This window comes from Anaerobacillus sp. ABR4_321, assembly GCF_056158505.1.
Window position 1 is genome coordinate 777530 of sequence record NZ_JBSWTK010000001.1, and the last position, 24598, is coordinate 802127.

Below are 24598 nucleotides of genomic sequence, written 5' to 3' on the forward strand. Positions count from 1 at the left end.
GTTTATGTTGAACTCTGTCGAACTGTGTGCTCATCATATAGGACCTCTCGCTGATACGTTCTTGTGAATATGAAGAGTCCAGTCAAAATGATCCCGCCTCCTACCCACTGCAGGAGGTGCAGTGTCTCGCCGAGCAGGAGATATGCAAGAATGCTAGCTCCGATGGGCTCAAATAGAATGCTCATGGCGATAACGTTAACACTGACCCATTTCACTGACCAGTTTAATAGTGAATGTCCTAGTAAAGTAGGAAAGACCGCTAAAAGAACAAACATCATCCAATCTGATCCTGCGTAACCGATGAAGGGGTACGTGAGTACAGCATTATAGAGGATGAGTGTGATCGCCGCAATTCCATATACGATGAATGTATAAGGGATAAGGTCGAGACGTTTCCGAACGTTTTGACCGAATAACAAATAACCCGTCACCATCGCACAAGCAGTGAGGGCAAGCATGTCGCCGAAAAGGGCGATGCCGCTCACTCTGAAATCTCCCCAGCTAATCACAATAGAACCTGCAATGGCGGTCATTCCACCAACAATTGCAGGCCAAGATAGTTTTTCTTTAAAAAATAGATAAGTACCGATAAAAGCAAATAATGGCTGAAGCGTTACGAGTACAACAGAACTTGCAACGGAAGTGTAGTTGAGTGACTCGAACCAAAGTATAAAATGAAAAGCGAGGCTAATGCCTGCAAGGGTTCCAAAACCCCAGTCTCTTTTGCTAACTCGTTTGAAATCGCCTCGGTACCGGAAGATTACGAGAGGCACCATCAAGCAAGTCGCAAAGATCAGGCGGTACATCGCGATGATCGAGGCAGGAGCGGACGTTAGCTTAACCATAACCGCTGATGTTGAAATAAAAGCAACCGCAATTGCGATCGCCACATACGACTTTTTTTGTTGGGAAGTAGACAACAGTATTCCTTCTCTCTCTTAGTAAGCTATTAAACGAGTTCTGCTTCAGCTTCTTCATTCAAATGCTGATCGAACGCATCACACCTTCTGTATCCTCCAAACTTCTCTTCAAGTTTCTCTCCCATTTGAAAAAGTGCTTCTTCGTTTCCATTTCGACTAACAAGCTGAACACCGATTGGTAAACCTTCTTCTTTACTCGTTCCGATCGGGACCACGAGCGAGGGGAGTCCCCATACGTTTGCGTATGCAACGTAGGGCATATAGTTTAAGAATGTTCTTCTGATCGAGAAGATTTCTTGGTATAGTTCACCATGCAGCGGAGCAGGTGTATGATAGACCGGCAATACTAGTATGCGTCTATCTAAATACTCTTGAATGAGATCCTCACCACGGGTGATCATCATGATGATGTTGTCCGTCTGTTTTCGATTCGGCTTAAAGAGTTTTGCTCCGATTAATGCCCACGATAAGTAGGAATGAACAGAAGAGGTTTTGAAAAACTTCTCCTTCATGTATTCTGCAATCGGTACGGCGCTTCCATCTTCACTCATAAGTTTAGCAAGAGATGCGCCACCGTCGATCGACATGATCTGTTGCCAAAGAAGTGCTGCTTCATTAAAGAATGGAGGGTTATTCTGCTCGGTGTCGATTTCTTCTGTAAATGTATCACGAATACTCGAGAGAAGCTGAAACGTCTCACGGTTAATCGGAATACGGTGATGAGGAGTTGGGAAAACGAGTTTAAATTCATCCAAGCAAGATGTTTCCGAATGTTCATCTGTGATGATCTGGTTGATCAATCGTGCATCTCTAACGGATTTACTTATCGCCCCAATCCCAAGCATCCGCTCCTGTTCACGAATGTGAACGAAAGGAAAGGTTCCTTCGTGGGATACTTGGCGATTACCAGACTTGAACCCTATGACACCATTAAAATGAGCAGGTATCCGAATTGATCCTCCGATATCTGATCCGATTCCAACAGCTGCACCTCCTGCAGCGATCAAGCTTGCCTCGCCACCACTTGATCCCCCAGCCGTTCGAGAGATGTCCCAGGGATTGTTTGTCCTTCCATAGTGTTTATTATCCGTCTCCTGACAAAAACAAAGTTGCGGAGTATTCGATTTACCTAAAATGATCGCACCCTCGTCCTTTAAGCGTTTCACAACGTGGGCATCTTGCTTTTCACGATGTGTTGTACGATAGCTAAGTCCTCCGGTTGTGTACATCCCCTCCACGTGAAAGCATTCCTTCACACTGATCGGAACACCGAACAAACGACCTTCTGCCTTTTTAGTTGCAAGAGTATAATCAGCAAGTTTGGCTTCTTCGAGCGCCTTATCAAAACGGTCTTCAACCAGACAGTTCAGAGTAGGGTTGATCGATTTAAGCTGGTCGATATACGTTTTGACAACTTGAGAAGACGAAACTTCTCTACTTGCAATCTTCTTTGACAGGGAAACGGCATCCAAATCTACTAGTGACATCTTATCCCTCCATCGTGTCGGACTGAGCCCCGACAAGGTTTACTTAATTAATTCGTCCCCTAACAACATAATCCTTTAAATGACAGGTGACAGGCACCACTCACATATGCTCGAAGAATGTCGACAGAACGGCAACAAAAAAAGCATTTCGTAACGTACGAAATGCTAGTTCCGATTATGAAACAGAGTGCTGAGATGGAAGAGATGACTGAAAGAGTTCACTTCTTGAGGTTTTCGGATCATAGTAAACAACAAGAAGCTCCTTTTCACCGTTATTTATCATCGTATCGACGATCGTATGCTTTTGAAGTTCTCTCTGTGTAAGGCTCAACGATTTGAACCTTTCCCCAAGTATATGAGGCGTATCTGCAAGTGTATGAAGAAGAGATAGCTGAGTTGCTTTCTCAAGACGATTTTCCCACCAAACCGTTCGTGGTTTCGTTTTAGCGTTCGTTAAGTAATCGATCTTCATAAGAGCAATGATCTGATCGATTTGTTCAGGTGCTCGGCTCCTAAGGAAAGTCGCAAGTCTTTTAAACAGATCTTCAAGCTGATGACCGATCCGAGACCATCCGTTTTCTTCCCAGTAGCTTCCAAACTCCTGGAAAAAGTCGAACGGAGAATCGAAAACCTCTGTGACAAGGTACTCGATCGTACGATCCATGCGATGATCATTCCAGTACTTTTCTAACACATCTTCAACCTGCTTAATTCGGATGATGTCATCAAAGGACAGCACATTGTTCCCTAGTATTTCATACGGAGAGTGGTCCATGTAGAGGTAACCATGGTTTGCAGCATTAATCCGAACCCCGGTGCCTCTTAACATCTTTAGAAAACCAAGCTGTAGCTCTTCTGGTCGAAACGCAAAGACATCGTTGAACGTTTTACGAAACGAGTTGTAATCTTCCTCAGGGAGTCCAGCGATTAAATCCAGGTGTTGATCGATCTTTCCGCCGTCTTTGACCATCGTAATGGTTCTCGCAAGCTTTTCGAAGTTTTGCTTTCGCATCACGAGCTCATTCGTCGCATCGTTCGTAGATTGAATGCCGATTTCAAAACGAAACAGGCCAGGAGGTGCTTCACGGTTAAGAAATTCCAACACTTCAGGTCGCATGATGTCTGCCGTAATTTCAAACTGAAAAACGCACCCAGGTCGGTGATGGTCGATAAGGAATTGAAACAGATCGATCGCGTAATTTCTTCGGATGTTAAACGTTCTGTCAACAAACTTAATCGTTTTTGCTCCATTATCCATCAAGTAAAGAAGTTCATCTTTCATGCGCTCGACTGGAAAATACCGAACACCCACTTCAATGGAGGACAAGCAAAACTGACAGGAATAAGGGCACCCTCGACTCGTCTCTACATACGTTACACGCCGTCCTAATTCTGCGCGGTCCTCTTCAAAGCGAAAAGGGGAAGGGATATCACTCAACGAAAGCTTCACAGCAGGAGGGGTGATATGATTCTTTCCATCTTTTCGAAAAGCGATGCCTTTCACGTCGTCCACTGACTCACCAGCTTCAATACGCTTTAGAAGCTCTTTAAACGTAGCTTCCCCTTCTCCCATGACGATGTAATCCACCTCAGGGATCCGATCGAGCCAATCGTATACATCATACGAAACTTCAGGACCGCCAAGTACGATCTTAAGAGAAGGGTTCACTTTTTTCAGCATCTCGATTACTGGGAGCGTTTCTTCAATATTCCATATATAACAGCTGAACCCGAGGACATCGGGCTTCATGGAGTGAAGGTCACTAACAATATTCATAACGGGGTCTTTGATCGTATACTCAGCCATCTTTACAACGAATTCCGGTGCGGCAGAAGCTTTCAGGTAGCGTAGAGCAAGACATGTATGAATATATTTGGCATTCAGCGTACTAACAACAACGTTCATCTTTCCAACTCCTGTAAAATTAATCACTACAATTATAGCACCTCTTGATCAAAAATAATCAGTTTTAAACGTCTGATTATTCAGAATAATAGTTGAAGCGAGTGAAACTCCGTGAGATGATAAATAAAAATGGCTCTTTTCGTAAACTTTGCTGCTATAAGAGGAGTGGTTGATTTGCGCTCCCATCAACTAAGTGTGGTTCCTCATTGCAACAATCTTTTAGAAAAGAGTCATAAAAAAAGAGGAGTGACAGTTTTGGAAATCGCTTCTGTAACGAGGGAACATCCGTTTACGGAACAGGACCTTGAGTACACTGCGCTTTTGCCACATTATCGTGTTGACCTCAGAAGAGGTAGTGATGAAAAACGCGATCTCTTTCACAATGCCGGTGTGAGCGACTGGTCACAGCTGTCCTGGAAAGAAGTAGGAAGGCCGTTCGAAGTTAAGAAGCTTGCAAAGGATCGTGTGGAGTGGGAACACAGAAACGATACGACGATGCCTGTTAAAACCTCCTGGGAGCATTTTAACCGTTCCTTCCACAGTTTGTTCATGCAAGATGTCCCTGCAGAACAGTACAGGCTCAAAGCAGAGTTGAAAGATAGTTTCAAAGGTTTTCGAATGCAGGATGTAAAGCACGGGCTCGGCGAGATGATTCGACTATCACTATGGAATTACGTTCATCGAATCGAAGACGGCATCTGGGATCCAAGAGGAAAGCGGGCGTTGTTTGAAGGATTGGATGTGTCAAAACCGCGGATTCTATTTCTAGGGGCAGCTGAAGGGTACGAAGCGATGCAGCTTCATGCGATGTATCCTGGAGGAGAAGTCGTGATGGTGGATTATGATGCGTTTTGTAAAACCGATCGTTTCGGCAAATTTCCAGACACGTACCCTTTTCTTGGAACGAATCCACAAACAGGCGCAACGAAAGTCTGGTACAAAGACGAGATGAACATTACGTATCTAGTAAAAGATATTCGTGACCTCGATTTTCAAAACGAGTTTGATATTGTGTTAAGTGTTGGATTACTAGAGCACGTTCCTGACGAATTTAAGCCGGACATCTTAGAATGGCATAGGAAATTTGTGAAGCCAAGCGGCTATGTCATCATGACGACTCCACGAAATCAAGTGAAATCGAGAATCTACTATCACATTATGGCGGATATTATGAACCACACGTATCGTGAATTGATGGACATTCGTCAGATGGGACTATACGCTTACGAAAATGGATTCGAGATCTTAAGGAACGGCTATATCAAAGTTCATAACGGAATTATTGCAAGAGCACGCTGATCGTTGGTGAATCTCTCAAATTTATGGTATGTGTAGAGGGAAACCAATAGGAGGGGTAAGATGACTGTACATTCATTTACGGTAAAAACGATCGAAGGCAACGATGTTCAGCTATCAGAATATGAAGGGAAGGTTCTTCTCATTGTAAATACGGCTAGTAAATGCGGCTTAACACCTCAGTACGAAGGCCTTCAAGAGCTCTATCGAACATTAGAAGAACAACCTTTTGAAATTCTAGGCTTTCCATGTAATCAGTTTGGTAGTCAAGAACCTGGTTCTGAAGAAGAGATCCAATCGTTTTGCTCGCTTAACTATGGCATTGATTTCCCTATGTTCTCAAAAATCGATGTGAACGGTGACGATGCTCACCCGCTGTACAAGTATTTAACACACGAGGCACCTAAAGTCGAACACGGCGACATTCCTTGGAATTTCACAAAGTTTCTTGTCGATAAGAGTGGAAACGTTGTTAAACGGTATTCCCCAGAAACACAGCCACAAGAATTGAAGAAAGATGTCGAAGGAATGCTCTGATTGAGGTTCAATTTTTGTCGGATGCGGGTATATCACCTATGAGGTGATATCAAAATGAAATGGTGGATTCCGTTTTGCTATATGATTGGAACGTTTTCAGGAGCGATGCTCAGCGGTTGGGGCATGGACAGAGAATGGGATGTGTTTCCTTCGTTTGCAATGGCAATCACAGCGTTTTTCATTAGTTTGATATACATGGTCTTCCGAGACATCGTTCCTAAAGTGTTTCAGGAAACGCTGCGCAACTAAGCGCAGCGTTTTTTTATTCCACCATTTTGAGCCCATTCTCCCACATATAATAAGGACTTTATTAGCATCCAATCAAACCCTGCTACAAGTATACTTACTTTGAATAAAAAATTTGCGAGGTGTTTTATGAAAAAGGTGTTGCTATGCATGTTTGCGTTTGTCGTTATTGCTGGGTCAGTATGTCCTTCTGTCATTGCACGTCATGATACACCCAACAAGCCTCCCAATATGAAGCAAATGGATGTGAGTGAGTTTTTTACAGACTATGAAGGAGTATTTATTTTAAGAGATATAAAGAGTGAAAAATCTTATGTATATAATGAAAAACTTGCCGACATTCAAGACACCCCGGAATCTACATTCAAAATCGCAAATGCACTCATAGGTCTCCAGTTAGAAGTTGTAAAAGACGAGTATGATATAAAGCGCTGGGATGGAATTGAAAGAGAGTTTGACAGCTGGAATCAGGACCATACGCTAGGTTCCGCAATGAGAGATTCGGCCATCTGGTACTACCAAGAAGTAGCTCGAGATATCGGCTCTGAGAGGATGAAGGGTTGGCTTGATAAGCTAGCATATGGAAATAGTGATAGTAGCGGAGGGATCGATCATTTTTGGTTAAATAGTTCATTAAAAATCACTCCTGTGGAACAAGCGTATTTTATTGAAAGACTGTATAAAGAGGAACTTCCTCTAGATGAAAGAACTATGAAAATAGTAAAAAGAATGATGATTCAAGAAGAGAAAGATTCCTATACTCTCTACGGGAAAACAGGTACTCGTCTTACTGATTTTGGTCTAGGATGGTATGTAGGGTATATTGAATCAGAAGGAAAAGCATACGTTTTTGTCACAAAAATTGATGGAACAGGTTCTAAAGCAAAAGAAATAACTGTCAGTATATTAAAAGAATATGGCTTGTTAAGAAATTAAGAAAAAGGCCCTGCTCATATGCAGGGTCTTTTAAATATATGAGTGATTTGTAGTGGGGGTAATACGTGAAGTCATTTCTTCTAACAACATTTGCTCATTACGAGAGGCGTATAGTTTAATAAAATAACCAGCCGTTTCAGAATCTACGTGATAGGTTAATCCAGTATGATAATCAATGAGAAAATACGTTGCTACTCCTTCGTGATTGCCAGATAAAAGTTCATACTTTTCATATTCGTATTGTACCTCAGTACCATGTTGCGTCTTCTCCAAATACGTTTCAAAAGGAACGATCGGTAACAAAGCTTCCTTACTCATTCTACTTCCTCCTTAATAATAGCTTATTTGCTAGCTTGTCCAGAAAAGTAGAATATATACATAAAAAATAGATTAAGAGTTTTGTTCGTTTTTTAACATACAAATTCAAAAGGGTGGAAAGGAGGATGTGCCGGACACGAAAACACGGCTTCATCATTTTTCCATTTCCAGGCTGAATATGCTGCTAAGCAGGCATCGAATGAATGAGTGGATTGTATTGCTCTTTCAGGAATTCCTACTACACGTTCGTTTTCTAAAAAAACGTTGACCTTTCGCTTTGCTGCATCATTAGATTTATAGGTTAATACAGAGTTTAAATCAACATGTCTCAATCCAATGGCTGCACCAGGATGAACTTCTATAATAGAAGCGTGGGTGGTCGATAGTCCTCTTGATAATGATATCCCTCTTAATGTCAGATAAACCATCCGGGTCATTGTAGGTGTCATTATAGATCCGCTTCTCATTCCTACTTCTTTAATCCGCTTCCTGAGTGCTTGATCACCTGGGCGGTCGCCTCCACCAGGTTGATAAGAGAGCGGTGCATCAATTCCAATCACCATTTCTTCTTCTTCACTAATCAAACGGTTATAAATGTCCATGTCAGAAGCGCCTTCTAGTAATTCTTGTATATGTAGCTCTTTCTGAACTTCTTTAAAAATAGCTATAGAAGTATCTTTCGTGTTGGAAGGTCCTGACAAGTCGATTCCAATGAATAACGTCATCTGCGTTTACCCCTTTCCGCTTTATAAGCCTACTGTATGTGCAGATCTAGTTTATGTAAACTCTTATGTAAGATATAATGAAGGGACAGAAATGGACTGATTAACGATGGATTTAAAACAAAAATTATTCAAATTTGTAGGAGGACGAATCTTAAAAACGGGCCTTGCCGCGTTCATTACGGCATGGATTTGCGATGCACTTGGATTGCCTGTTCTTTTTGCTGTTATCACAGCGATCGTAACGGTTGAGCCCACCGCTTCTGACTCGATAAAAAAAGGAATCGTACGATTCCCAGCAGCGGCGATCGGCGCAGGCTTTGCGATGATCTTTGAGTCGTTCCTCCACCAATCTCCTTTTACTTATGCACTAGCAGCAACACTTACACTCATCGCATGTCACAAACTACATCTCGATTCGGGCATGCTCGTAGCAACACTTACCGCCGTTGCGATGATTCCAGATGCGACGGGGGATCATATGACGACCTTCGTACTGAGACTCAGTACAACGTTGATCGGGATTGTCGTGTCCACTGCGGTAAACTATTTTGTTATGCCTCCAAAATTTCACTCGATGATCAACCAGAGCGTTGAAGGGCTGTATCACAGTGCCGGCGATCTTCTTGATCAAATTATGAAAGACCTTCCACACGCACGAAAGCAAAACATGGTGTACCAACGCGTGAGCCGCGAACTTCAGCGAACGTATCAATTGATTGAATACCAGAGGGAAGAATGGAAGTATCGCCGCCACAGCATGCAGGAGGTGAGAAGTTTTTCCGTCATCCTGAAAAAGCTCGAATATATGCAGAAAATCCTCTATCACCTTGGAAACATGCTTTTCGTCGATACAAAAAAAGGGTTTGATGAAGGTGACTATGAAACGATCATCGATGCAGGATGTTCGATCTCAAAAGCCTTCCATGATCCAACGAATCAGATCGGGGAAGAACACCTTTTGAAAATAGAAAAGCTTGATCAGCTTTTTCATGAGCTCGATGATACAAGAACGATCTCATCAACTTCCCGTCATCATTTTGATGATAAGATGATCATCATCTTCGAACTTCTATCTCTCAACGATGTACTCGATGATCTCTATATGCTAGAGCAAAAAGAATTACGTCACTACAGAAGGAGTCGTCATCATGACGCTGAAGTTTGAGGAGAAATGGGAGAGAACGATTTCCGAGAAAGATCGAATGCTTTTCTATGAAATATACAAGCAGTATCCGATCAAGTTACATACGGTAGCGTTCGCACCAGTACGAATCGCCATCAATCATCGTGGATCACTTCTTGCAACCGTCCTAGTCTTGAACGGCCACGATTGTGAATGGAAGCTGAATGACACAATTCTTCACTATCGTGAGAGAGGTGAATTGGTCGCTGTACATACTTTCTCACATTCATCTCTCGTCGTTCCACCACGTTGTGCGATGCCGTGGACGTTCATTTATAACTCGAATACGTTTCAGAAAGAGCCCGAGTTAAAACGTTGGGAAATAAAATTTTTGTAAAATCCAAAAAAGTCTATCATAAAGCGCTTCCAGTGTTTTACAACAGTAGAATATAAGGCTTCTGTACCACCTTACTGTATTAAAATCAAAAGAAATGTGTTACAATTATTTTCGGAATGTGTCTAAAATTTCAAAAGGGGGACAAATGAATGGCGAAGAAAAAAGTATTCAGTTTGTTCGTAGCATTATTATCGATCTCCATGATTCTTGGAGCATGTGGATCTGGAGGTGGCGATGGAGCTAGTGGATCGCCTAAAGAATTAAGCCTACTAACTGGTGGTACTGGTGGTACATACTTCCCGCTTGGTGGAGAAATCGCCACATCTATCCAAGACAACACAGACATTGAAAGTGCTAACGCACAGTCTTCAGGTGCATCTGTAGAAAACATGCAGACACTTCAGAGCGGAGATGCAGATGTTGCGTTCACTCAAACAGACATCGCTGCTTATGCGACAAAGGGCGAGCTTATGTTTGAAGATGGAAAAGTTGATAATGTACAAGCTATCGGAACGCTTTATCCTGAAACGATTCAAGTTGTAACACTGAAGGAAAGTGGAATCGCTTCAATCGAAGATCTTAAAGGTAAGAAGGTTTCTGTTGGAGCACCTGGAAGTGGAACATATGCAAACGCTGAGCAAGTTCTTGAAGTTCATGGCATCACGATGGACGACATCGATGCACAGCACCTTGCATTCGATGAGTCTACTGAAGGAATCCAAGATGGTAACATCGATGCAGCATTCATTACTTCTGGAACGCCAACTGGTGCAGTAGAAGGGTTGTCTGCAGTGAAACCTGTTAACGTACTACCGATCGAGCAAGAAATGATCGATAAGTTGATCGAGAAGTACCCTTATTATGCAGAAGACACAATCAAGAGCGGTACTTATGGACTTGAAGAAGATACAACGACTGTTGCAGTACTTGCAATGCTTGTTGCTCGTTCTGACCTTGATGAAGAGTATGTTTACAACATGACGAAAGCTATTTTCGACAATGCAGATAAAATTACACATGCTAAAGGTGAATTCATCACAGCTGATAGTGCACTTAACGGTGTAGGAATCGATCTTCACCCAGGTGCAAAGAAGTATTTTGATGAAAAAGGAGTCAAAAGCGAGTAAGCTTCTTTATAATCTATAAAAAAGGATGTGATGGACGCAGGCTGCTAGCAGCCTGCGTCTTCTTACAATGATACTATCAACCTCAACCAGACAGTTTCTGTTTCACACAGGCTTGGCGATCGTTCTGATTATGGTTGTTTTTACGTACCCCTTTTTTACCGTGATGGGCCTTGAGAATGGAAAGACAGGTAAGTTTCTAGCTTATGTTCCGATCGATTCTGCCCCGGAAGATTTTGATATCCGCTACACGCACTCTGTACACCGCACACCCGTCTTAGAGTCTTACTACATTTCAGAGGACGGTACGATTGTTCAATATGAACTTTCATATGAAAACTTTGCAGTTGGAATGCCGGCGAATGCGGGTGAAGGAGAGCGGTTTATTCAAGACGAAGAGGGTTACAAAATTAAAGACATGAATCGTGAACTTCCTTCGATCGACTTGCGTACGGGTAAGGTCGTAGCAGATCATACGCTTCTTGTGGAAGATCAAGAAGTGAAGCTTAGCAAGGTTATTGAACCTGGCTCATGGCTTCACATGGAATCGGGAACAATAAGTTTGTGGAAGTGGATGAAAGGAGTTAATTTGCTTGAGTGACAAAGACAAAGAAAAAGATAAACCAATAGATCGTGAAGAAAACGAAGAATTTACAGAAGAACAATCCAGGGACTTAATGGCGAAATTCGACCCAGAAGCAGGACACCGTACGCTTACCGGCGTTCTAGGGTGGATTTCAGTTATTGGACTCGTTGGATTCTCTGTATTCCAATTGTATACTGCAATATTTGGAGTTTTTACCGCTCAACTGCAGCGTTCCATCCACTTAGCTTTTGCACTTGGTCTGATCTTCTTATTGTTTCCTGCTTCAAAGAAGCGTCTTAAGGATAAGAAAAGAAGGTTTCAAGTAGCCTGGTATGATGGACTGCTTGCGCTCGTCGGTGTTTATGTCGGTATGTACTGGCCGCTCAATTTCGAAGAACTTGTTTTTCGTGTTGGTCGTTTGACGACGCTTGATTTAATCGTTGGATTTTTAGCAATCGTTCTCGTCCTTGAGGCAACGAGACGTGTCGTGGGACTGCCAATCACCATCATTACATCGATCTTCCTTCTTTATGCTTATTTAGGACCATATATGCCTGGGTTCTTACAGCATAGAGGACTGAGCATCGATCGTATTATCCGCTCGATGTATTTTACAACAGAGGGGATACTCGGAACGCCACTAGGCGTTTCGGCAACGTTCATCTTCCTCTTCCTCCTATTCGGAGCTTTTCTCGTCAAAACTGGCGTGGGGCAGTACTTCAATGACCTTGCGCTCGTGATTGCAGGAAAAAGAGTCGGTGGACCTGCAAAAGTTGCGATCTTCTCTAGTGCACTACAGGGAACGATCAGTGGAAGCTCGGTTGCGAACGTTGTGACATCAGGTTCCTTCACAATTCCGATGATGAAACGTCTCGGTTACAAAAAGGAATTCGCTGGTGGTGTTGAAGCGGCCGCTTCGACTGGTGGACAGCTCATGCCACCGATCATGGGTGCCGCAGCCTTCCTAATGGTCGAATTCATTGGAGGGGGCATCACGTACTGGGAAATTGCAAAAGCAGCAGCAATCCCAGCAGCTCTTTATTTTACAGGAATTTGGATCATGACCCACTTTGAAGCGAAGCGTATCGGACTACGTGGTCTTACAGAAGATGAAATGCCAGATCGTAAGCAAGTATTGATGAAAATCTACCTACTGCTTCCAATCGCAGCTGTTATTTTCTTCTTGATGTCAGGTACGTCTGTTACAAGAGCCGCGCTTTATGCGATTTTAACGTCAATCATTGTTGGTGCGATCAACAAAGAAACGAGAATGGGAATCGGTGACTTCATCGACGCGCTAGCAAACGGTGCACGTACCGCACTCGGTGTAGCAGCTGCAACGGCAGCCGCAGGTATGATCGTCGGTGTTGTAACGTTAACAGGACTTGGGTTGAAGCTTGCAAACAGCCTAGTTTCACTATCTGGTGAAAACATATTGCTCACGCTGTTCTTTACGATGATCGCATCACTCATCCTTGGGATGGGATCACCGACAACAGCGAACTATGTTATTACCTCAACGATAGCGGCACCAGCACTAATTGTGCTATCTGTGCCTGAACTATCTGCTCATATGTTTGTATTCTACTTTGGTATCGTAGCTGATATTACGCCACCAGTAGCACTTGCGGCCTTTGCTGCAGCTGGTGTATCTGGGGGTGAGCCGCTCCGAACCGGGGTCAATTCAGCCAAACTCGCCATCGCCGCGTTTATCATTCCATACATTTTCGTGCTATCGCCGGAGCTCATGATGATCGATACAACGTGGCAAGAACTTCTGTGGGTACTGTTCACATCACTAACTGGTATGATCAGTATCGGTGCAGGTATGATCGGGTACTGGTACAGAAGAACGCATGCCATCGAACGTATCGCTGGCGTAGCTGCTGGTATTATGCTGATCTACCCTGAAGGATCTACAGACCTTTACGGCCTAGGTCTCTTCATCGCACTACTCGTTCTACAATTTGTAATCAAACGAGACGACCAAGATAAAAAGCAAGTTGCGAACGCGTAATTTGAAAAGCCGCTCATTTTGAGCGGCTTTTTTATGTGAAAAAGTGTTTGGTATTGTCTTTCATATGGATCGGAATCTAAAGATTCTATGTTAAACAAAGCACTATGACACAAAGTTAAAGTCATTTAGAAGGTGTTATCTACAATAATTGTCTACCTTTTTATTAATGGTTTTTTCACAATTGAAACAGTAAATTACCGTTGATTGGAGCGGAGGGATGCTCGACTCCTGCGGGACTAGCGGGACAGGTGTGACCCCACAGGCGCGCGTCAGAGCGCCGAGGAGGCACACCGCCCGCCCCGCGGAAAGCGAGTATCCTGGAGCGCAAATCCATCAGCACCAAGGTTCTTAAGACTTTCTCGACATCTTTTTTTGTATGTAAATTGTAACGATACCTTCGTAAAAATATGATATGATGAAAGCGTCGTCATAAAAAAGTGAGAAGGTTTAGCCTTCTTTTTATGGAAGTGAATCTTGTTAGTCTTTTACTTAAAGGAGGATCACAATGGATTATAGAATTGAACGCGACACAATCGGAGAAATAAAAGTACCAGCAGACAAAATGTGGGGTGCACAAACGCAACGAAGCAAAGAAAACTTCAAAATCGGTAACGAACAAATGCCGATCGAGGTTGTGAAAGCATTCGCTATCCTTAAAAAAGGTGCAGCACTAGCGAATCAGCGTCTAGGAAAGCTTGAAGATGTAAAAGCCGATGCGATCGTACAAGCTGCAAACGAAGTGATCAATGGAGAACATAACGAGCACTTCCCGCTAGTTGTCTGGCAAACAGGAAGCGGCACACAATCGAATATGAACATGAATGAAGTCATCGCATTCCGTGCGAATGAAATATTGAAAGAACAAGGTAGTGACGCGACAGTTCACCCGAACGATGATGTGAACAAATCACAATCCTCGAACGATACATTCCCAACGGCGCTTCATGTAGCAGCTGTTTTGGCAGTCGAAGATCACCTTTATCCAAATCTGATTGAATTAAAAGAAACGCTTTATCAGAAGATGCAAGATTTCGATCACATCATCAAGATCGGTCGTACGCATTTACAGGATGCAACGCCTCTTACGCTTGGACAGGAAATCAGTGGCTGGCATCGCATGCTTGTGAAATGTGAAAACATGCTTCTTGAAAGCGTGAAGTACATGAAGGAACTTGCGATCGGTGGAACTGCAGTCGGTACTGGCCTTAACGCTCATCCTGATTTCGGTGACATGGTTGCAGAAGAAATCAGCAAGATGACTGATCGTACGTTCAGTTCTGCGCTTAACAAATTCCATGCACTTACGAGTCATGACGAAATCGTTCATGTACACGGCTCACTGAAAGCACTAGCGGCGGATCTGATGAAGATTGCAAACGATGTGCGCTGGCTAGCAAGTGGTCCACGCTGTGGCATCGGCGAAGTAACGATTCCAGCAAATGAGCCAGGAAGCTCGATCATGCCTGGTAAAGTGAATCCAACACAAAGTGAAGCTCTTACGATGGTAGCAGCTCAAGTGATGGGGAACGATGCGACGATCGGTTTCTCTGCAAGCCAAGGAAACTTTGAGCTAAACGTCTTCAAACCCGTTATCATCTATAACTTCCTTCAATCTGCAAGACTGCTTGCAGACGGCATGAAGTCTTTCAACGACAAATGCGCGGTCGGTATCGAACCGAACGAAGAAGTGATAGGTGAATACTTAAAGAACTCACTGATGCTCGTTACGGCACTGAACCCTCATATCGGATATGAGAATGCAGCGAGTATTGCGAAGAAGGCTCACCAGGATGGTACGACACTTCGTGAAGCTGCACTTGAAAGTGGTCATCTGACAGCTGAGCAGTTCGATGATATCGTACGACCTGAAGAAATGATTTCACCTAAATAAGCATGAAAAAAGCGGGGGCTTGGAACCCCGCTTTTTTTCTTTCTTTCAAGAGTAGGTAAGCGCTTACGATTTTGACGGAAGAACAGCCCTGATGCCTTTGTAGATCAACACAAGTGCAAATAGCAGCGCCGCTAAGTATCCAACCACTTCGAATACCGGGTTGAGACTTGAAAGGAAAGAATCAGCCTCAGATAATCGAAGCATTGCAAAACCAGCAATCATAGCAGCTACGAAAAGCAATGTACGATCCAACATAATCAGCACTCCCTTTGAAAGAAGAATTTTTTATTGCCATACAAATATATGCAGAATAAGCAGTTGGCAGACCCTAACTGTCCTATTTATTCATAAATATTTTTTGTGGACAGGCGCATGCTTCCATTAAAAGAAGGAGCTTGGCACGAGCCAAACTCCTTTTGATCTCTATTTCCACTGCGCTACTTTATCCGTATCCGTTACGAACATAAAGATTTTTCCTTTATCCATTTCTGATTCATACCGTTCCGCTTCTTCTTCAGAGAAGCCGATCTCTTCCATCTTGTTACGTAGTTCGTCGCCTTTTCTACTGAATACGTTCTTAAGGCTTTTCAGACCCATTTCTTTTCTGTCGATCGTGTTGGCATCTACACCGTCTGCAACGCGCTCTGTACGATCATCGTCGTGAGAGAGGACGTAGATATCATCCTTTGAAATTCCGATGTTGCTTAGCTCTTCAATGTCAGCCTTTAGCTTTTCATCGTTCTGGTATTCACGGACTAATGGTCTACTCATGGTCAATGCCTCCTTGGATATCTGAATTCATAGGTAATATAGACGCTCTGCTGAAGAAATAAACATAAGATTGAGAGTTGAGCTCGTGAATTGGTTACAATAAGTGCATAACGAGCCGTAAAAGGGTATAACAAAGAAGAACGGTAAAAAAGGAGGCGAAACCGATGAGCGAAGAACAATTAGGTGCAAGAGATGGCAAGTTAGCACCTTGTCCGAATAAACCAAACTGTGTTTCAACTCAGAGCGAAGATGAAAAGAATAAGATGGAATCATTTTCATACAGCGTGACAGAAGGAGAAGCGCTAGCTAAACTGAAAAGCATTTTACAAAACAGAAAACGTACGAAAGTCGTAAAAGAAGAAGCAAACTACATAAGAGCTGAAGAAAAATCGAAGCTTTTTAAGTTTGTTGATGATATTGAATTTTACCTTGATGAAACATCAAAAACCGTGCATTTTCGTTCCGCATCACGTATGGGCTATTCAGACATGGGCGTGAACAAAAAGAGAATGGAAGAAATTAGAGAAGCGTTTTTAAGTTAAACAGGAAACAGGTGCCAGCGTGGCACCTGTTTTTTATGAAAAGTCTTTCGCTTTTTCACTTTCTTCTTCTAAGGTATCTTCGTTTTCGTCTTCACGTTCACTCTCATCACGCTCAGAAGAGAGGAACCATCCTCCAAGAGCAATCGCGACGAGGACGCCCCAGAACGTGATTTTCCATGCTGGTTCTTTCGGGAAGGATTCTTCAAGAATAGCGAGGCTCGGGTGAGCGAGCGTATAGATCGCTAACTTTACACCGACCCAACCTACGATGATGAACGCAGCTGTTTCAAGTCCTGGTTTACGGTGGAGAAGCTTAACGAAATAATTTGCTGCGAATCGCATGATGATCAGTCCGATAATTCCACCGGTAAGAATAACTGCAAATTGAGCACCATCTAACCCACCAACTTTTGGAAAGTTTGTGGTGGGAAGAGTGAGTGCAAGCGCTACTGCAGCAAGAATGGAATCGACTGCAAACGCAATATCAGCTAGCTCTACCTTAAGTACCGTCGTCCAGAATCCTGACCCTTCGTTGTTCGGTTTATCTTCTTTCTTTGTTTTCTTCTTATCATCGCTTAGTAAGAATTTCTTCACGAGGTGATTGATGCTAAGGAATAACAGATAAAGTGCACCAATCGCCTGCACTTGCCAAATATCAACTAAGAAGGAAATGATGAAGAGTGAACCAAAGCGGAAAACGAAGGCACCGCCTAGACCATAGAAAAGCGCTTTTTTACGCTTATTTGGTTCAAGATGCTTGACCATGATTGCCATAACAAGCGCGTTATCTGCTGCAAGTATGCCTTCGAGCCCAATCAAGACAAGAAGCACCCATGCGTATTCAAGTATTAGTCCAGCATCCATGACGATCTCTCCTTTAGTACTAATTAGTCTCCCCAATTTTTAAGACCTTACTATGGCCGCTGTTTATCCCAAAGTCATATGTTGAAAGGTATGTTCAGACTATGGGAAAAAATACACACCGAGGGAATGGTTACATTACGTTTTTAATACCCTCAAAAGGTTTCAAGAAACCCGTCGTTTTGAAATGAGCACAAAATGGTATATCGTTAAGGTGGAGGTGAAAGCATGCGATTATCGAATAAAAAAGTAATCAGTCTCGTACATCATGAATTTGAAGACCTTGAGCTAACGTATCCTTACTACAGATTGATCGAGGAAGGTGCAACTGTTCATTATGTAGGTGAAAAAGCTGGAGAGAAGTATGTTGGAAAGTATGGGGTTCCCGTTGTATCTGACTATGCATACAGCGACATCGACCCTTCAGATTATGACGCCATCCTTGTACCCGGTGGATGGGCACCGGACAAGATTCGCCGCTTTCCTGAGGTGTTGAAGATGGTGCAGCATATGGAAGAGAACAAAAAGCCGATCGGTCAGATCTGTCACGCAGGATGGGTGCTGATTTCTGCACGTATCCTCGAAGGGAAGAAAGTGACGAGTACTCCGGGCATCCGTGACGACATGGAGAATGCAGGAGCAACATGGATCGACGAACCTGTTGTCGTCGATGGCCATCTTGTATCCGCAAGACGTCCGCCAGATCTACCACCTTATGGGAAGGCGTTCGCAGATCTTCTTGCATCGCAATAAGAAAAAAGAGGCTGGGACAAAACCCAGTAAATTAAAATAAGAGTGGCCCCTCGGACAATAAAATTGTCCGAGGGGCCACTCTTTCTATTTTTTCATCTTAATTTAACATTAATATAAGGACAGCCTCTGATAAAATTAGAGTTACCACACAATAACCATCGGAGGTGCCCTTATGTTTAAAGATTATAACATGAATCAAGTGATTTTGCCCCTGGATTTAGAAATGAAATTACAAGAAAATGATATCGCCTATTCCGTCCATGAGTTGGTCGAACAGATTCCAGATGAAGCTTTTACTGGATTCTTGCGTGATACAGGATGTCCAGCTTATCATCCTCGCATGATGATGAAAGTCATTTTGTGTGCGTACACGCAATCGGCTTTTTCAGGAAGAAAGATCGAAGGCCTCCTCAAAGATAGTGTTCGGATGATGTGGTTGGCGCAAGGGTATGAACCCAGTTACCGCACAATCAATCGGTTTCGTGTCCACCCCGAAGTCAAAGAACTTCTTCGTCAGTGTTTCGTGCAGTTTCGTTGTCAGCTCGTTCAAAAAGACCTTATTGATCATGAAGCGATCTTTATTGATGGTACAAAAATCGAAGCGAATGCCAATAAGTTTACATTTGTGTGGCGCAAGGCTGTTGAAAGGTACAGCGAGAGTCTGATCAAAAAGTCGAATGCGATGTACGATGAGTTGATCGAAAACGAAGTCATTCCCGAAATCGAACGAGAAAATCCAGAACAACTTTCCATCAAAGAACTTTCTAAAATAGAAGAAAAGCTAGAAGAAAAAGTCGAAGAATATAACGAAAAGATTGAATCCAGTGCCGATATAACCGAACGAAAAAAGCTTCGTTCAGAGCGAAAAGGACCAAAGCAATTCCTTAAACAAATGAAGGATTTCGTATTGCGCAAAACAAAATATGAAAACGATATGACCATCTTCAAAGAACGGAACAGTTATTCAAAGACCGATCACGATGCCACGTTCATGCGCATGAAAGATGATTACATGAGAAATGGGCAACTCAAAGCCGGTTACAATCTCCAGGTTGCGACGGAGGGGCAATATACGCTCGCTTACGATATCTTCCCGAACCCAACGGACACGCGCACATTTCGTCCCTTTCTAGATCGCGTGGAGAATGATTTCTTTGAACTTCCAACGTATATCGTTGCGGATGCCGGTTATGGAAGCGAAGAAAACTACATCGATGTCCTTGAAAATCGGAAGCGAATCCCTCTCATCACGTACAATACCTATCGCAAAGAGAAAAAGAAGAGCGTTAGGAAAGATACGTTTCGCGTATCCAACTGGGACTACAATGAAGAAGAAGATTTATTCATATGCCCAAATGGAAAAGCGTTGCCGTTCCGTTACGTCTCTCATCGCACTGACCGGAGTGGCTTCAAACGAGAATTTAACGTTTATGTATGCGAAGATTGTACCGGTTGTCCCTTGCGTCAACAATGTACAAAGACCAAAGAAGGCACGAATCGGAGAATCTATTACAATACTAAGTGGGAACAACAAAAGAATAAGGTAAAAGAGCTGCTTTCGGACGAAAAAACAGGGGAACTCTACGGTCAACGAAAAGTTGATGTGGAACCAGTTTTTGGCTATCTGAAGGCTATTTTGGGTTTCAATAGGATGTCCCTAAGAGGGAAAGAGAATGTCAAAAATGAAATAGGATTTGCGCTCATGGCGGTAAACTTAAGAAAGGTACACCGCCATGAGTGCAGAGTAACCCAATATTTTTGGAAAGAATCAACCAAAAAAGGTTCCGTTCATCACAAAACGATGAACGGAACCTTTTTTTCGTTATTTCAGGCTAGTTATGTCCCAGCCTCTTTCTTACTTTTATTTTTCTACAAGATCAAGCTTTCCAGTCTTTGGATCGATCACTAAACCGTGAACGGGCGTGCCTTCTGGCAATAGAGGGTGGTTTTTGATCGTTTCCACACTTTGGCGAACGCCATCTTGAACAGTTGAAAAACCTTGAAGCCAATTTTCTACATCGATGCCTGCATGCTCAAGTGTTGAAACCACTTCTTTTGAAACGTTGCTCGCCATTTTATCGCGAAGTTTTGCAGGATCAACTTTACCCATGCCGCAGTCATGATGACCGATGACAAGAACAGCATCAGCTTGAAGTTCGTACACACCGATTAGGATGGAGCGAACAACGCTATCAAGTGGATCTGTTACATAAGCTCCTGCATTCTTAACCATCTTCACATCGCCATTCTTTAAGTTCATCGCACGAGGAAGCAGCTCGACTAAACGAGTATCCATGCAAGAAAGGATCACCATTCTCTTATCAGGAAGACCTGACGTTATGTAAGGTTCATAATCCTTGTTCTCAACAAATTTCTTATTGAATTCTAGAATGTCACTTAATGTTTCCATGAAATAAATTCCTCCTACGTTGATTTTTTATTTCCTTTTTGTTTCTGGTACACTTAAAGCAAGAATCCCTTCCTAATGAAAAAGGAGTATGCATATATGAAGGATATCCCTATTGAACAACTTGTTCAACAGATGAATAGCAAAATGAAACAGCTTACTTATAATGTTGAAGAAAATGATGCCGATGTCAATGGAATCCGTGAAGATCTTATCGCGATTAAAACATACTGCGAGATGCTTTTACAGGCGTCAAATGGTATGAAAGAAGCGCCTACCCCTTCTCCAAAGAAACCAGCTTACACGGCTCCAGTGCAGCCCATCCAATCTCCATCAAAGCCGATGCAGGATGATGATGCAAATGAAGATTCAATCTTTGATTTCTAAACGCGTATGTCCAAAGTGACATACGTTTTTTTATATACCGAATGCCGCTGGGTAATGTACGTGTCCTTCTTTAGGCAACGCATCTTTCTTAAGTTCTTTTACCATGAAGGAATCTCCTGCCTCTTTAAACGGACCAGTTATCCCTTTCTCAGAAGCCGGTATAAAACCAAACTTTGAATAATAAGCGCTGTGTCCAAGAACAATGACATGGCGATAGCCAAGGGCAGTCGCTCGCTTGAGGCTTTCATTGATCATGAACGTTCCGATTCCCTCATTTTGAAAGGGAGGAGAGACAGAGACTGGCGCAAGAGCAAGGGATGTGATGGTATCTTCTGCTTCGATTTCGATCTCACTTAATAGAATGTGCCCAACCGGAGTCGTTCGATTATGAAGCGCGATCAGTGCTAATTCTGGAATATAGTGCTGCGAATTCCTAATCCGGTGAATTAATGCAACTTCGTCTTCTCCATCAAATGCATTCCTTACGATGTCATCAATTCCCTCTACATCACTTTTCAATTCTTCTCTTAATTCAATCATGCCAACACCTCCTTATGTGTCTTTACTTCACGAGTAACGCAAGTCCTGAAGCCCTCACAACGTGATTCAGTCAGTGAAAGATTTCCAACATAAAAAACGTGTGAGGGGACAAATTGATAGTAATCCCAAAGAAAGGAGGGAGACAGAATGCCGGATCTACATCCTTATTCAACGGATGATTTTATAGAAAATGAACAGAGCTACAATGTATATGTGAATGATAATTATATCGGCAATAAAATTTTGTTCTCTCAGCAAGAAAAAATAGAAGATGTAGGCGACTATTTAAATAATAAAGGCTTCTACAACTTCCAAGCAGAGGTGGAGGGTGACCATTACCGCCTCCAGATGACAGAGCTCGATCAAGGTGAGCTTGTCATCGATGAACTGCACAGTTATTTAGGTCATCCTTAGCGAACGATTTTCTCCCAAACCCTAAAATCACGTTCCTGAGCGATCGCGATCTCTTGCGCTTCTTCAACCGTGATCTCTTTAAAACGAACCGAACCACCAGGAGGGAGCTGGGCGATCAATGGAAGGTCAGGACCGATGACTGTACCGATACGAACGTAACCACCCGTTGTTTGCCGGTCTGCCAAAAGGATGATCGGCTCACCGTTTGCCGGCAGCTGAATGCCGCCAAGCGGCACAGCGTCAGATAGTATATCGCCTTCATGATCTGTTTTGATACCGTCGCTCACCAACCGGTATCCCATACGATTCGATTGCGGGGACACCTCATGCCGATTCGTAAAAAATTGCTCCAATACTTCAGGGCTGAGCTTATCATCGTGAGGTCCTTTTACAACGCGAACGATAGCGTCGCGGTCATATGCAGGAATCTCGGTATGAAAGAGGCCGATTCCTGTTTTTTGCTTCTTAGGATTCCCATGTAGTTCATCCCCAGCTTCTAGCTTACGGCCTAGTCCAGCTGGTTCATAAACCGATTTGCTCCCCATGTACTCTTCTGCTTCAAACCCACCGTCTACCGTTAAATAGGCACGAACCCCGATTCTTGGGCGTCCGAACTCAAGTACCTGTCCCTTTTTAATGGTGAGAGACTTCCACATTTGAATCCGTTCACCGTTGATCATTGGTGATAAATCGGCACCTGTTATGCTAATTACTGCATCCACTTCTGCTACCAATTCTGGACCCTGCATCGTAATTTCAAGTCCTGCTGTATTCCGTGGGTTTCCGACTAGGATGTTCCCTACTTGAAGGGCGAAGCGGTCGAGTGCACCAGAAGCCGGGACTCCGTATTTTAAATAACCTGTTCTTCCTAAATCTTGATACGTTGTATAAACGCCTGGTTTTTCTACTGAAAATAACTTCAACGGTTTCCGATCCTTTCTATCAGGATATTTTCTGCCTTAAATCTTTTTCTTAGTGACTGGATAAAGGCAAGTGCCGACGGTTCATCGCCGTGAACGCATACGGTGTCAGCCTCAATCGAAATCGATGTGCCATCTACCGCTCTCACTATGCCATGTTTCACCATCGAAATCACCTGGTCGATCGCAGCCTGCTCGTCTGTTATCATCGCATTCTTTTCTGTTCGTGGAGTGAGGGTACCATCTGGCTGATACGTTCGATCAGCAAACACTTCTGAAGCATACCGAACGCCTGAAAGCTTAGCCGCTTGTATCAGTTCTGAGTTAGCAAGTCCAAACAGGATCAGCTCAGAGTCAAAGTCTTTCACAGCTTGTGCGATCGCATTCGCAAGTTCAGCATCCTTTGATGCCATGTTATATAGAGCTCCATGAGGTTTCACGTGCTGCAGTTCGACTTCATGCGCACTGCAAAACCCATGCAGTGCGCCGATCTGATAAAGAACAAGCGTATAGGCTTCTTCAGGTGTGATGATCATCTTTCTCCTTCCGAACCCTGTTAAGTCAGGAAAGCCAGGATGAGCCCCGATCCCAACGTGATGTTCTTTTGCCCATTTGACCGTTCGGTTCATGATGCGGGGATCGCCCGCATGAAAACCACATGCTACGTTTGCTGACGAAACGAGCTCGAGTACTTTTTCGTCTTGCCCGATGGAATAAGCACCAAAGCTTTCACCAAGATCACAGTTAAGGTCGATCGTCGTCATCTAGAAACCTCCTCGCGCTGAACTTCATAAGACCCTTGCTCCAGTTGCTCTAAAATTTGATTGAACTCTTTCTTACTAACGGGTTGGAACCTGAGATAGTCACCTTGATTCAGTAAGAATGGATCGTCTTTTTCAGGTTGAAAAAGGCGAAGCGGTGTCTGGCCGATAATGTTCCATCCCCCGGGAGATTCGATTGGGTAAACCCCAGTTTGTGCTTCAGCAATACCAACTGAGCCTGCAGGAACCTTTTGTCTTGGCGATTCAAGACGAGGCGCTGCAATACGCTCATTCAGTCCGCTTAGATACGGAAAGCCAGGTAAAAAGCCAATCATGTTTATAAGATAGTCTTCGTTTGTATGTAGTTTTATGATGTCATCTTGGGACATTCCTTTTTCATTTGCAAGATCTTCAAGGTCTGGTCCGTGCTCTCCGCCATAAAGGGTCGGGATCGTGACGATCACTTTTCTTTCAGACGCCTCTGTTGCAACTGCTGTGATATCTTCCAATATGTCCGTTATCTCTTCATAGGTCAGTACCCACGGCTCGTAATAAACGGTGACAGAATCGTACGCTGGTACCCATTCAGTAATGCCCTTTATGTTAAGAGACGCAAGTTCACGGCAAAAAGCTTGAATGCGGCTAGTGAGGGAATGAGACACTTCTTCATGATACGTAAGCTTTACGCAAGCTTCACCGAGCGGGTGTAAGGTGACGTTCATTTCGATAGACT

Annotated in this window: 28 protein-coding genes; 15 read left to right on the forward strand and 13 right to left on the reverse strand. The window is 43.3% G+C overall.

Annotated features, from left to right (window positions below; all coding sequences use genetic code 11):
• Window positions 1–2: 2 nt before the first annotated feature.
• The 3 genes from ACXADT_RS04215 to ACXADT_RS04225 all read right to left on the reverse strand — a co-directional run bounded on the left by ACXADT_RS04215 (window position 3) and on the right by ACXADT_RS04225 (window position 4313).
• A complete protein-coding gene (locus tag ACXADT_RS04215) occupies window positions 3–920 on the reverse strand; it encodes a DMT family transporter (protein ID WP_474809847.1) in 918 nt (305 codons plus the stop codon).
• Window positions 921–949: 29 nt separating this feature from the next.
• Window positions 950–2407 (reverse strand): amidase, encoded by a 1458-nt coding sequence (locus ACXADT_RS04220; RefSeq protein WP_474809848.1) that lies wholly within the window; start codon window positions 2405–2407, stop codon window positions 950–952.
• 175 nt (window positions 2408–2582) lie between these two features.
• Window positions 2583–4313 carry a B12-binding domain-containing radical SAM protein gene (locus ACXADT_RS04225; protein ID WP_474833293.1) on the reverse strand — a complete coding sequence of 577 codons (1731 nt, stop codon included), beginning with the start codon at window positions 4311–4313 and terminating at the stop codon, window positions 2583–2585.
• Between the two features lie 255 nt (window positions 4314–4568).
• Between ACXADT_RS04225 and ACXADT_RS04230 the strand changes: the two genes are divergently transcribed.
• The 4 genes from ACXADT_RS04230 to blaOXA all read left to right on the forward strand — a co-directional run bounded on the left by ACXADT_RS04230 (window position 4569) and on the right by blaOXA (window position 7328).
• Window positions 4569–5612 (forward strand): class I SAM-dependent methyltransferase, encoded by a 1044-nt coding sequence (locus ACXADT_RS04230; RefSeq protein WP_474833294.1) that lies wholly within the window; start codon window positions 4569–4571, stop codon window positions 5610–5612.
• A 60-nt stretch (window positions 5613–5672) separates the two neighbouring features.
• Complete coding sequence (locus ACXADT_RS04235) at window positions 5673–6146, forward strand: glutathione peroxidase (protein WP_474833295.1); 474 nt, start codon at window positions 5673–5675, stop codon at window positions 6144–6146.
• A gap of 54 nt (window positions 6147–6200) precedes the next feature.
• Window positions 6201–6395 carry a hypothetical protein gene (locus ACXADT_RS04240; protein ID WP_474809855.1) on the forward strand — a complete coding sequence of 65 codons (195 nt, stop codon included), beginning with the start codon at window positions 6201–6203 and terminating at the stop codon, window positions 6393–6395.
• 126 nt (window positions 6396–6521) lie between these two features.
• The gene (blaOXA, locus tag ACXADT_RS04245) at window positions 6522–7328 is read left to right on the forward strand and encodes a class D beta-lactamase (protein ID WP_474833297.1); all 807 of its coding nucleotides are present in this window, start codon (window positions 6522–6524) and stop codon (window positions 7326–7328) included.
• 30 nt (window positions 7329–7358) lie between these two features.
• On the opposite strand, the gene ACXADT_RS04250 is transcribed toward blaOXA, so the two are convergent.
• Window positions 7359–7646 (reverse strand): hypothetical protein, encoded by a 288-nt coding sequence (locus ACXADT_RS04250; RefSeq protein WP_474833299.1) that lies wholly within the window; start codon window positions 7644–7646, stop codon window positions 7359–7361.
• A gap of 92 nt (window positions 7647–7738) precedes the next feature.
• Window positions 7739–8371 (reverse strand): DUF429 domain-containing protein, encoded by a 633-nt coding sequence (locus ACXADT_RS04255; RefSeq protein ID WP_474833300.1) that lies wholly within the window; start codon window positions 8369–8371, stop codon window positions 7739–7741.
• 106 nt (window positions 8372–8477) lie between these two features.
• Between ACXADT_RS04255 and ACXADT_RS04260 the strand changes: the two genes are divergently transcribed.
• The 6 genes from ACXADT_RS04260 to fumC all read left to right on the forward strand — a co-directional run bounded on the left by ACXADT_RS04260 (window position 8478) and on the right by fumC (window position 15509).
• Window positions 8478–9536, forward strand: coding sequence for an FUSC family protein (locus ACXADT_RS04260; protein WP_474833302.1), 1059 nt, complete (start codon window positions 8478–8480; stop codon window positions 9534–9536).
• On the forward strand, window positions 9520–9891 hold the full coding sequence (locus ACXADT_RS04265; RefSeq protein WP_474833303.1) for an SLAP domain-containing protein: 372 nt from the start codon (window positions 9520–9522) through the stop codon (window positions 9889–9891). The genes ACXADT_RS04260 and ACXADT_RS04265 overlap by 17 nt, the downstream gene beginning before the upstream one ends.
• A 149-nt stretch (window positions 9892–10040) precedes the next feature.
• Window positions 10041–11018: a TAXI family TRAP transporter solute-binding subunit gene (locus ACXADT_RS04270; protein ID WP_270180499.1), complete on the forward strand. Its 978-nt coding sequence runs from the start codon at window positions 10041–10043 to the stop codon at window positions 11016–11018.
• Between the two features lie 130 nt (window positions 11019–11148).
• Window positions 11149–11616: a DUF1850 domain-containing protein gene (locus ACXADT_RS04275; RefSeq protein ID WP_474833305.1), complete on the forward strand. Its 468-nt coding sequence runs from the start codon at window positions 11149–11151 to the stop codon at window positions 11614–11616.
• A gap of 76 nt (window positions 11617–11692) precedes the next feature.
• On the forward strand, window positions 11693–13618 hold the full coding sequence (locus ACXADT_RS04280; RefSeq protein WP_270180643.1) for a TRAP transporter permease: 1926 nt from the start codon (window positions 11693–11695) through the stop codon (window positions 13616–13618).
• 505 nt (window positions 13619–14123) lie between these two features.
• Complete coding sequence (gene fumC, locus ACXADT_RS04285) at window positions 14124–15509, forward strand: class II fumarate hydratase (protein WP_270180497.1); 1386 nt, start codon at window positions 14124–14126, stop codon at window positions 15507–15509.
• A 63-nt stretch (window positions 15510–15572) separates the two neighbouring features.
• Here fumC and ACXADT_RS04290 read toward each other — a convergent pair whose 3' ends face one another.
• Together ACXADT_RS04290 and ACXADT_RS04295 are read right to left on the reverse strand one after the other, a co-directional pair.
• Entirely contained in the window at window positions 15573–15764 is a 192-nt protein-coding gene (locus ACXADT_RS04290) for a hypothetical protein (protein WP_224884125.1), read from the reverse strand.
• Window positions 15765–15932: 168 nt separating this feature from the next.
• Window positions 15933–16280, reverse strand: a complete 348-nt coding sequence (locus ACXADT_RS04295; RefSeq protein WP_474833307.1) for a YflT domain-containing protein — start codon at window positions 16278–16280, stop codon at window positions 15933–15935.
• 164 nt (window positions 16281–16444) lie between these two features.
• Here ACXADT_RS04295 and ACXADT_RS04300 point away from each other — a divergent pair, with 164 nt between their 5' ends.
• On the forward strand, window positions 16445–16822 hold the full coding sequence (locus ACXADT_RS04300; protein WP_474833308.1) for a DUF1499 domain-containing protein: 378 nt from the start codon (window positions 16445–16447) through the stop codon (window positions 16820–16822).
• Between the two features lie 33 nt (window positions 16823–16855).
• Here ACXADT_RS04300 and ACXADT_RS04305 read toward each other — a convergent pair whose 3' ends face one another.
• Window positions 16856–17686, reverse strand: coding sequence for a TerC family protein (locus ACXADT_RS04305; RefSeq protein WP_270180494.1), 831 nt, complete (start codon window positions 17684–17686; stop codon window positions 16856–16858).
• 225 nt (window positions 17687–17911) lie between these two features.
• Between ACXADT_RS04305 and ACXADT_RS04310 the strand changes: the two genes are divergently transcribed.
• Both ACXADT_RS04310 and ACXADT_RS04315 read left to right on the forward strand, forming a co-directional pair.
• A complete protein-coding gene (locus ACXADT_RS04310) occupies window positions 17912–18436 on the forward strand; it encodes a type 1 glutamine amidotransferase domain-containing protein (RefSeq protein ID WP_474833309.1) in 525 nt (174 codons plus the stop codon).
• Window positions 18437–18608: 172 nt separating this feature from the next.
• Window positions 18609–20345 (forward strand): IS1182 family transposase, encoded by a 1737-nt coding sequence (locus tag ACXADT_RS04315; RefSeq protein ID WP_474833311.1) that lies wholly within the window; start codon window positions 18609–18611, stop codon window positions 20343–20345.
• Here the strand turns inward: ACXADT_RS04315 and ACXADT_RS04320 are convergent.
• A complete protein-coding gene (locus tag ACXADT_RS04320; protein ID WP_270180492.1) occupies window positions 20298–20846 on the reverse strand; it encodes a beta-class carbonic anhydrase in 549 nt (182 codons plus the stop codon). The genes ACXADT_RS04315 and ACXADT_RS04320 overlap by 48 nt on opposite strands.
• A gap of 96 nt (window positions 20847–20942) precedes the next feature.
• On the opposite strand from ACXADT_RS04320, the gene ACXADT_RS04325 reads away from it, so the two are divergent.
• Window positions 20943–21230: a DUF5327 family protein gene (locus ACXADT_RS04325; protein ID WP_270180491.1), complete on the forward strand. Its 288-nt coding sequence runs from the start codon at window positions 20943–20945 to the stop codon at window positions 21228–21230.
• Between the two features lie 30 nt (window positions 21231–21260).
• Here the strand turns inward: ACXADT_RS04325 and ACXADT_RS04330 are convergent, their stop codons facing one another.
• A complete protein-coding gene (locus tag ACXADT_RS04330) occupies window positions 21261–21770 on the reverse strand; it encodes a GNAT family N-acetyltransferase (protein WP_474833312.1) in 510 nt (169 codons plus the stop codon).
• A gap of 147 nt (window positions 21771–21917) precedes the next feature.
• Between ACXADT_RS04330 and ACXADT_RS04335 the strand changes: the two genes are divergently transcribed.
• Window positions 21918–22184, forward strand: a complete 267-nt coding sequence (locus tag ACXADT_RS04335; protein ID WP_474833314.1) for a hypothetical protein — start codon at window positions 21918–21920, stop codon at window positions 22182–22184.
• Here ACXADT_RS04335 and ACXADT_RS04340 read toward each other — a convergent pair.
• From ACXADT_RS04340 to pxpB, 3 genes are read right to left on the reverse strand one after another with little or no spacing between them, the layout of a single operon-like run.
• The gene (locus ACXADT_RS04340; protein WP_474833316.1) at window positions 22181–23107 is read right to left on the reverse strand and encodes a 5-oxoprolinase subunit C family protein; all 927 of its coding nucleotides are present in this window, start codon (window positions 23105–23107) and stop codon (window positions 22181–22183) included. The two genes, ACXADT_RS04335 and ACXADT_RS04340, sit on opposite strands and share 4 nt — an antisense overlap.
• Window positions 23104–23868 (reverse strand): 5-oxoprolinase subunit PxpA, encoded by a 765-nt coding sequence (locus ACXADT_RS04345; protein ID WP_474833317.1) that lies wholly within the window; start codon window positions 23866–23868, stop codon window positions 23104–23106. Before ACXADT_RS04345 ends, ACXADT_RS04340 begins: the two co-directional genes overlap by 4 nt.
• On the reverse strand, window positions 23865–24587 hold the full coding sequence (pxpB, locus tag ACXADT_RS04350) for a 5-oxoprolinase subunit PxpB (protein WP_474833319.1): 723 nt from the start codon (window positions 24585–24587) through the stop codon (window positions 23865–23867). Before pxpB ends, ACXADT_RS04345 begins: the two co-directional genes overlap by 4 nt.
• Window positions 24588–24598 lie beyond the last annotated feature (11 nt).

Bases quoted from the DNA above. Each gene is read 5' to 3' on its own strand.
- ACXADT_RS04335 (WP_474833314.1), top strand. From the start codon at position 21,918: ATGCCGGATCTACATCCTTATTCAACGGATGATTTTATAGAAAATGAA.
- ACXADT_RS04330 (WP_474833312.1), bottom strand. From the start codon at position 21,770: ATGATTGAATTAAGAGAAGAATTGAAAAGTGATGTAGAGGGAATTGAT.
- ACXADT_RS04255 (WP_474833300.1), bottom strand. From the start codon at position 8,371: ATGACGTTATTCATTGGAATCGACTTGTCAGGACCTTCCAACACGAAA.
- ACXADT_RS04280 (WP_270180643.1), top strand. From the start codon at position 11,693: ATGGCGAAATTCGACCCAGAAGCAGGACACCGTACGCTTACCGGCGTT.
- ACXADT_RS04315 (WP_474833311.1), top strand. From the start codon at position 18,609: ATGTTTAAAGATTATAACATGAATCAAGTGATTTTGCCCCTGGATTTA.
- ACXADT_RS04305 (WP_270180494.1), bottom strand. From the start codon at position 17,686: ATGGATGCTGGACTAATACTTGAATACGCATGGGTGCTTCTTGTCTTG.
- pxpB (WP_474833319.1), bottom strand. From the start codon at position 24,587: ATGAACGTCACCTTACACCCGCTCGGTGAAGCTTGCGTAAAGCTTACG.
- ACXADT_RS04265 (WP_474833303.1), top strand. From the start codon at position 9,520: ATGACGCTGAAGTTTGAGGAGAAATGGGAGAGAACGATTTCCGAGAAA.
- ACXADT_RS04275 (WP_474833305.1), top strand. From the start codon at position 11,149: ATGGTTGTTTTTACGTACCCCTTTTTTACCGTGATGGGCCTTGAGAAT.
- ACXADT_RS04260 (WP_474833302.1), top strand. From the start codon at position 8,478: ATGGATTTAAAACAAAAATTATTCAAATTTGTAGGAGGACGAATCTTA.
- blaOXA (WP_474833297.1), top strand. From the start codon at position 6,522: ATGAAAAAGGTGTTGCTATGCATGTTTGCGTTTGTCGTTATTGCTGGG.
- ACXADT_RS04295 (WP_474833307.1), bottom strand. From the start codon at position 16,280: ATGAGTAGACCATTAGTCCGTGAATACCAGAACGATGAAAAGCTAAAG.
- ACXADT_RS04220 (WP_474809848.1), bottom strand. From the start codon at position 2,407: ATGTCACTAGTAGATTTGGATGCCGTTTCCCTGTCAAAGAAGATTGCA.
- ACXADT_RS04290 (WP_224884125.1), bottom strand. From the start codon at position 15,764: ATGTTGGATCGTACATTGCTTTTCGTAGCTGCTATGATTGCTGGTTTT.
- ACXADT_RS04270 (WP_270180499.1), top strand. From the start codon at position 10,041: ATGGCGAAGAAAAAAGTATTCAGTTTGTTCGTAGCATTATTATCGATC.
- ACXADT_RS04300 (WP_474833308.1), top strand. From the start codon at position 16,445: ATGAGCGAAGAACAATTAGGTGCAAGAGATGGCAAGTTAGCACCTTGT.
- ACXADT_RS04320 (WP_270180492.1), bottom strand. From the start codon at position 20,846: ATGGAAACATTAAGTGACATTCTAGAATTCAATAAGAAATTTGTTGAG.
- ACXADT_RS04345 (WP_474833317.1), bottom strand. From the start codon at position 23,868: ATGACGACGATCGACCTTAACTGTGATCTTGGTGAAAGCTTTGGTGCT.
- fumC (WP_270180497.1), top strand. From the start codon at position 14,124: ATGGATTATAGAATTGAACGCGACACAATCGGAGAAATAAAAGTACCA.
- ACXADT_RS04240 (WP_474809855.1), top strand. From the start codon at position 6,201: ATGAAATGGTGGATTCCGTTTTGCTATATGATTGGAACGTTTTCAGGA.
- ACXADT_RS04325 (WP_270180491.1), top strand. From the start codon at position 20,943: ATGAAGGATATCCCTATTGAACAACTTGTTCAACAGATGAATAGCAAA.
- ACXADT_RS04310 (WP_474833309.1), top strand. From the start codon at position 17,912: ATGCGATTATCGAATAAAAAAGTAATCAGTCTCGTACATCATGAATTT.
- ACXADT_RS04225 (WP_474833293.1), bottom strand. From the start codon at position 4,313: ATGAACGTTGTTGTTAGTACGCTGAATGCCAAATATATTCATACATGT.
- ACXADT_RS04235 (WP_474833295.1), top strand. From the start codon at position 5,673: ATGACTGTACATTCATTTACGGTAAAAACGATCGAAGGCAACGATGTT.
- ACXADT_RS04250 (WP_474833299.1), bottom strand. From the start codon at position 7,646: ATGAGTAAGGAAGCTTTGTTACCGATCGTTCCTTTTGAAACGTATTTG.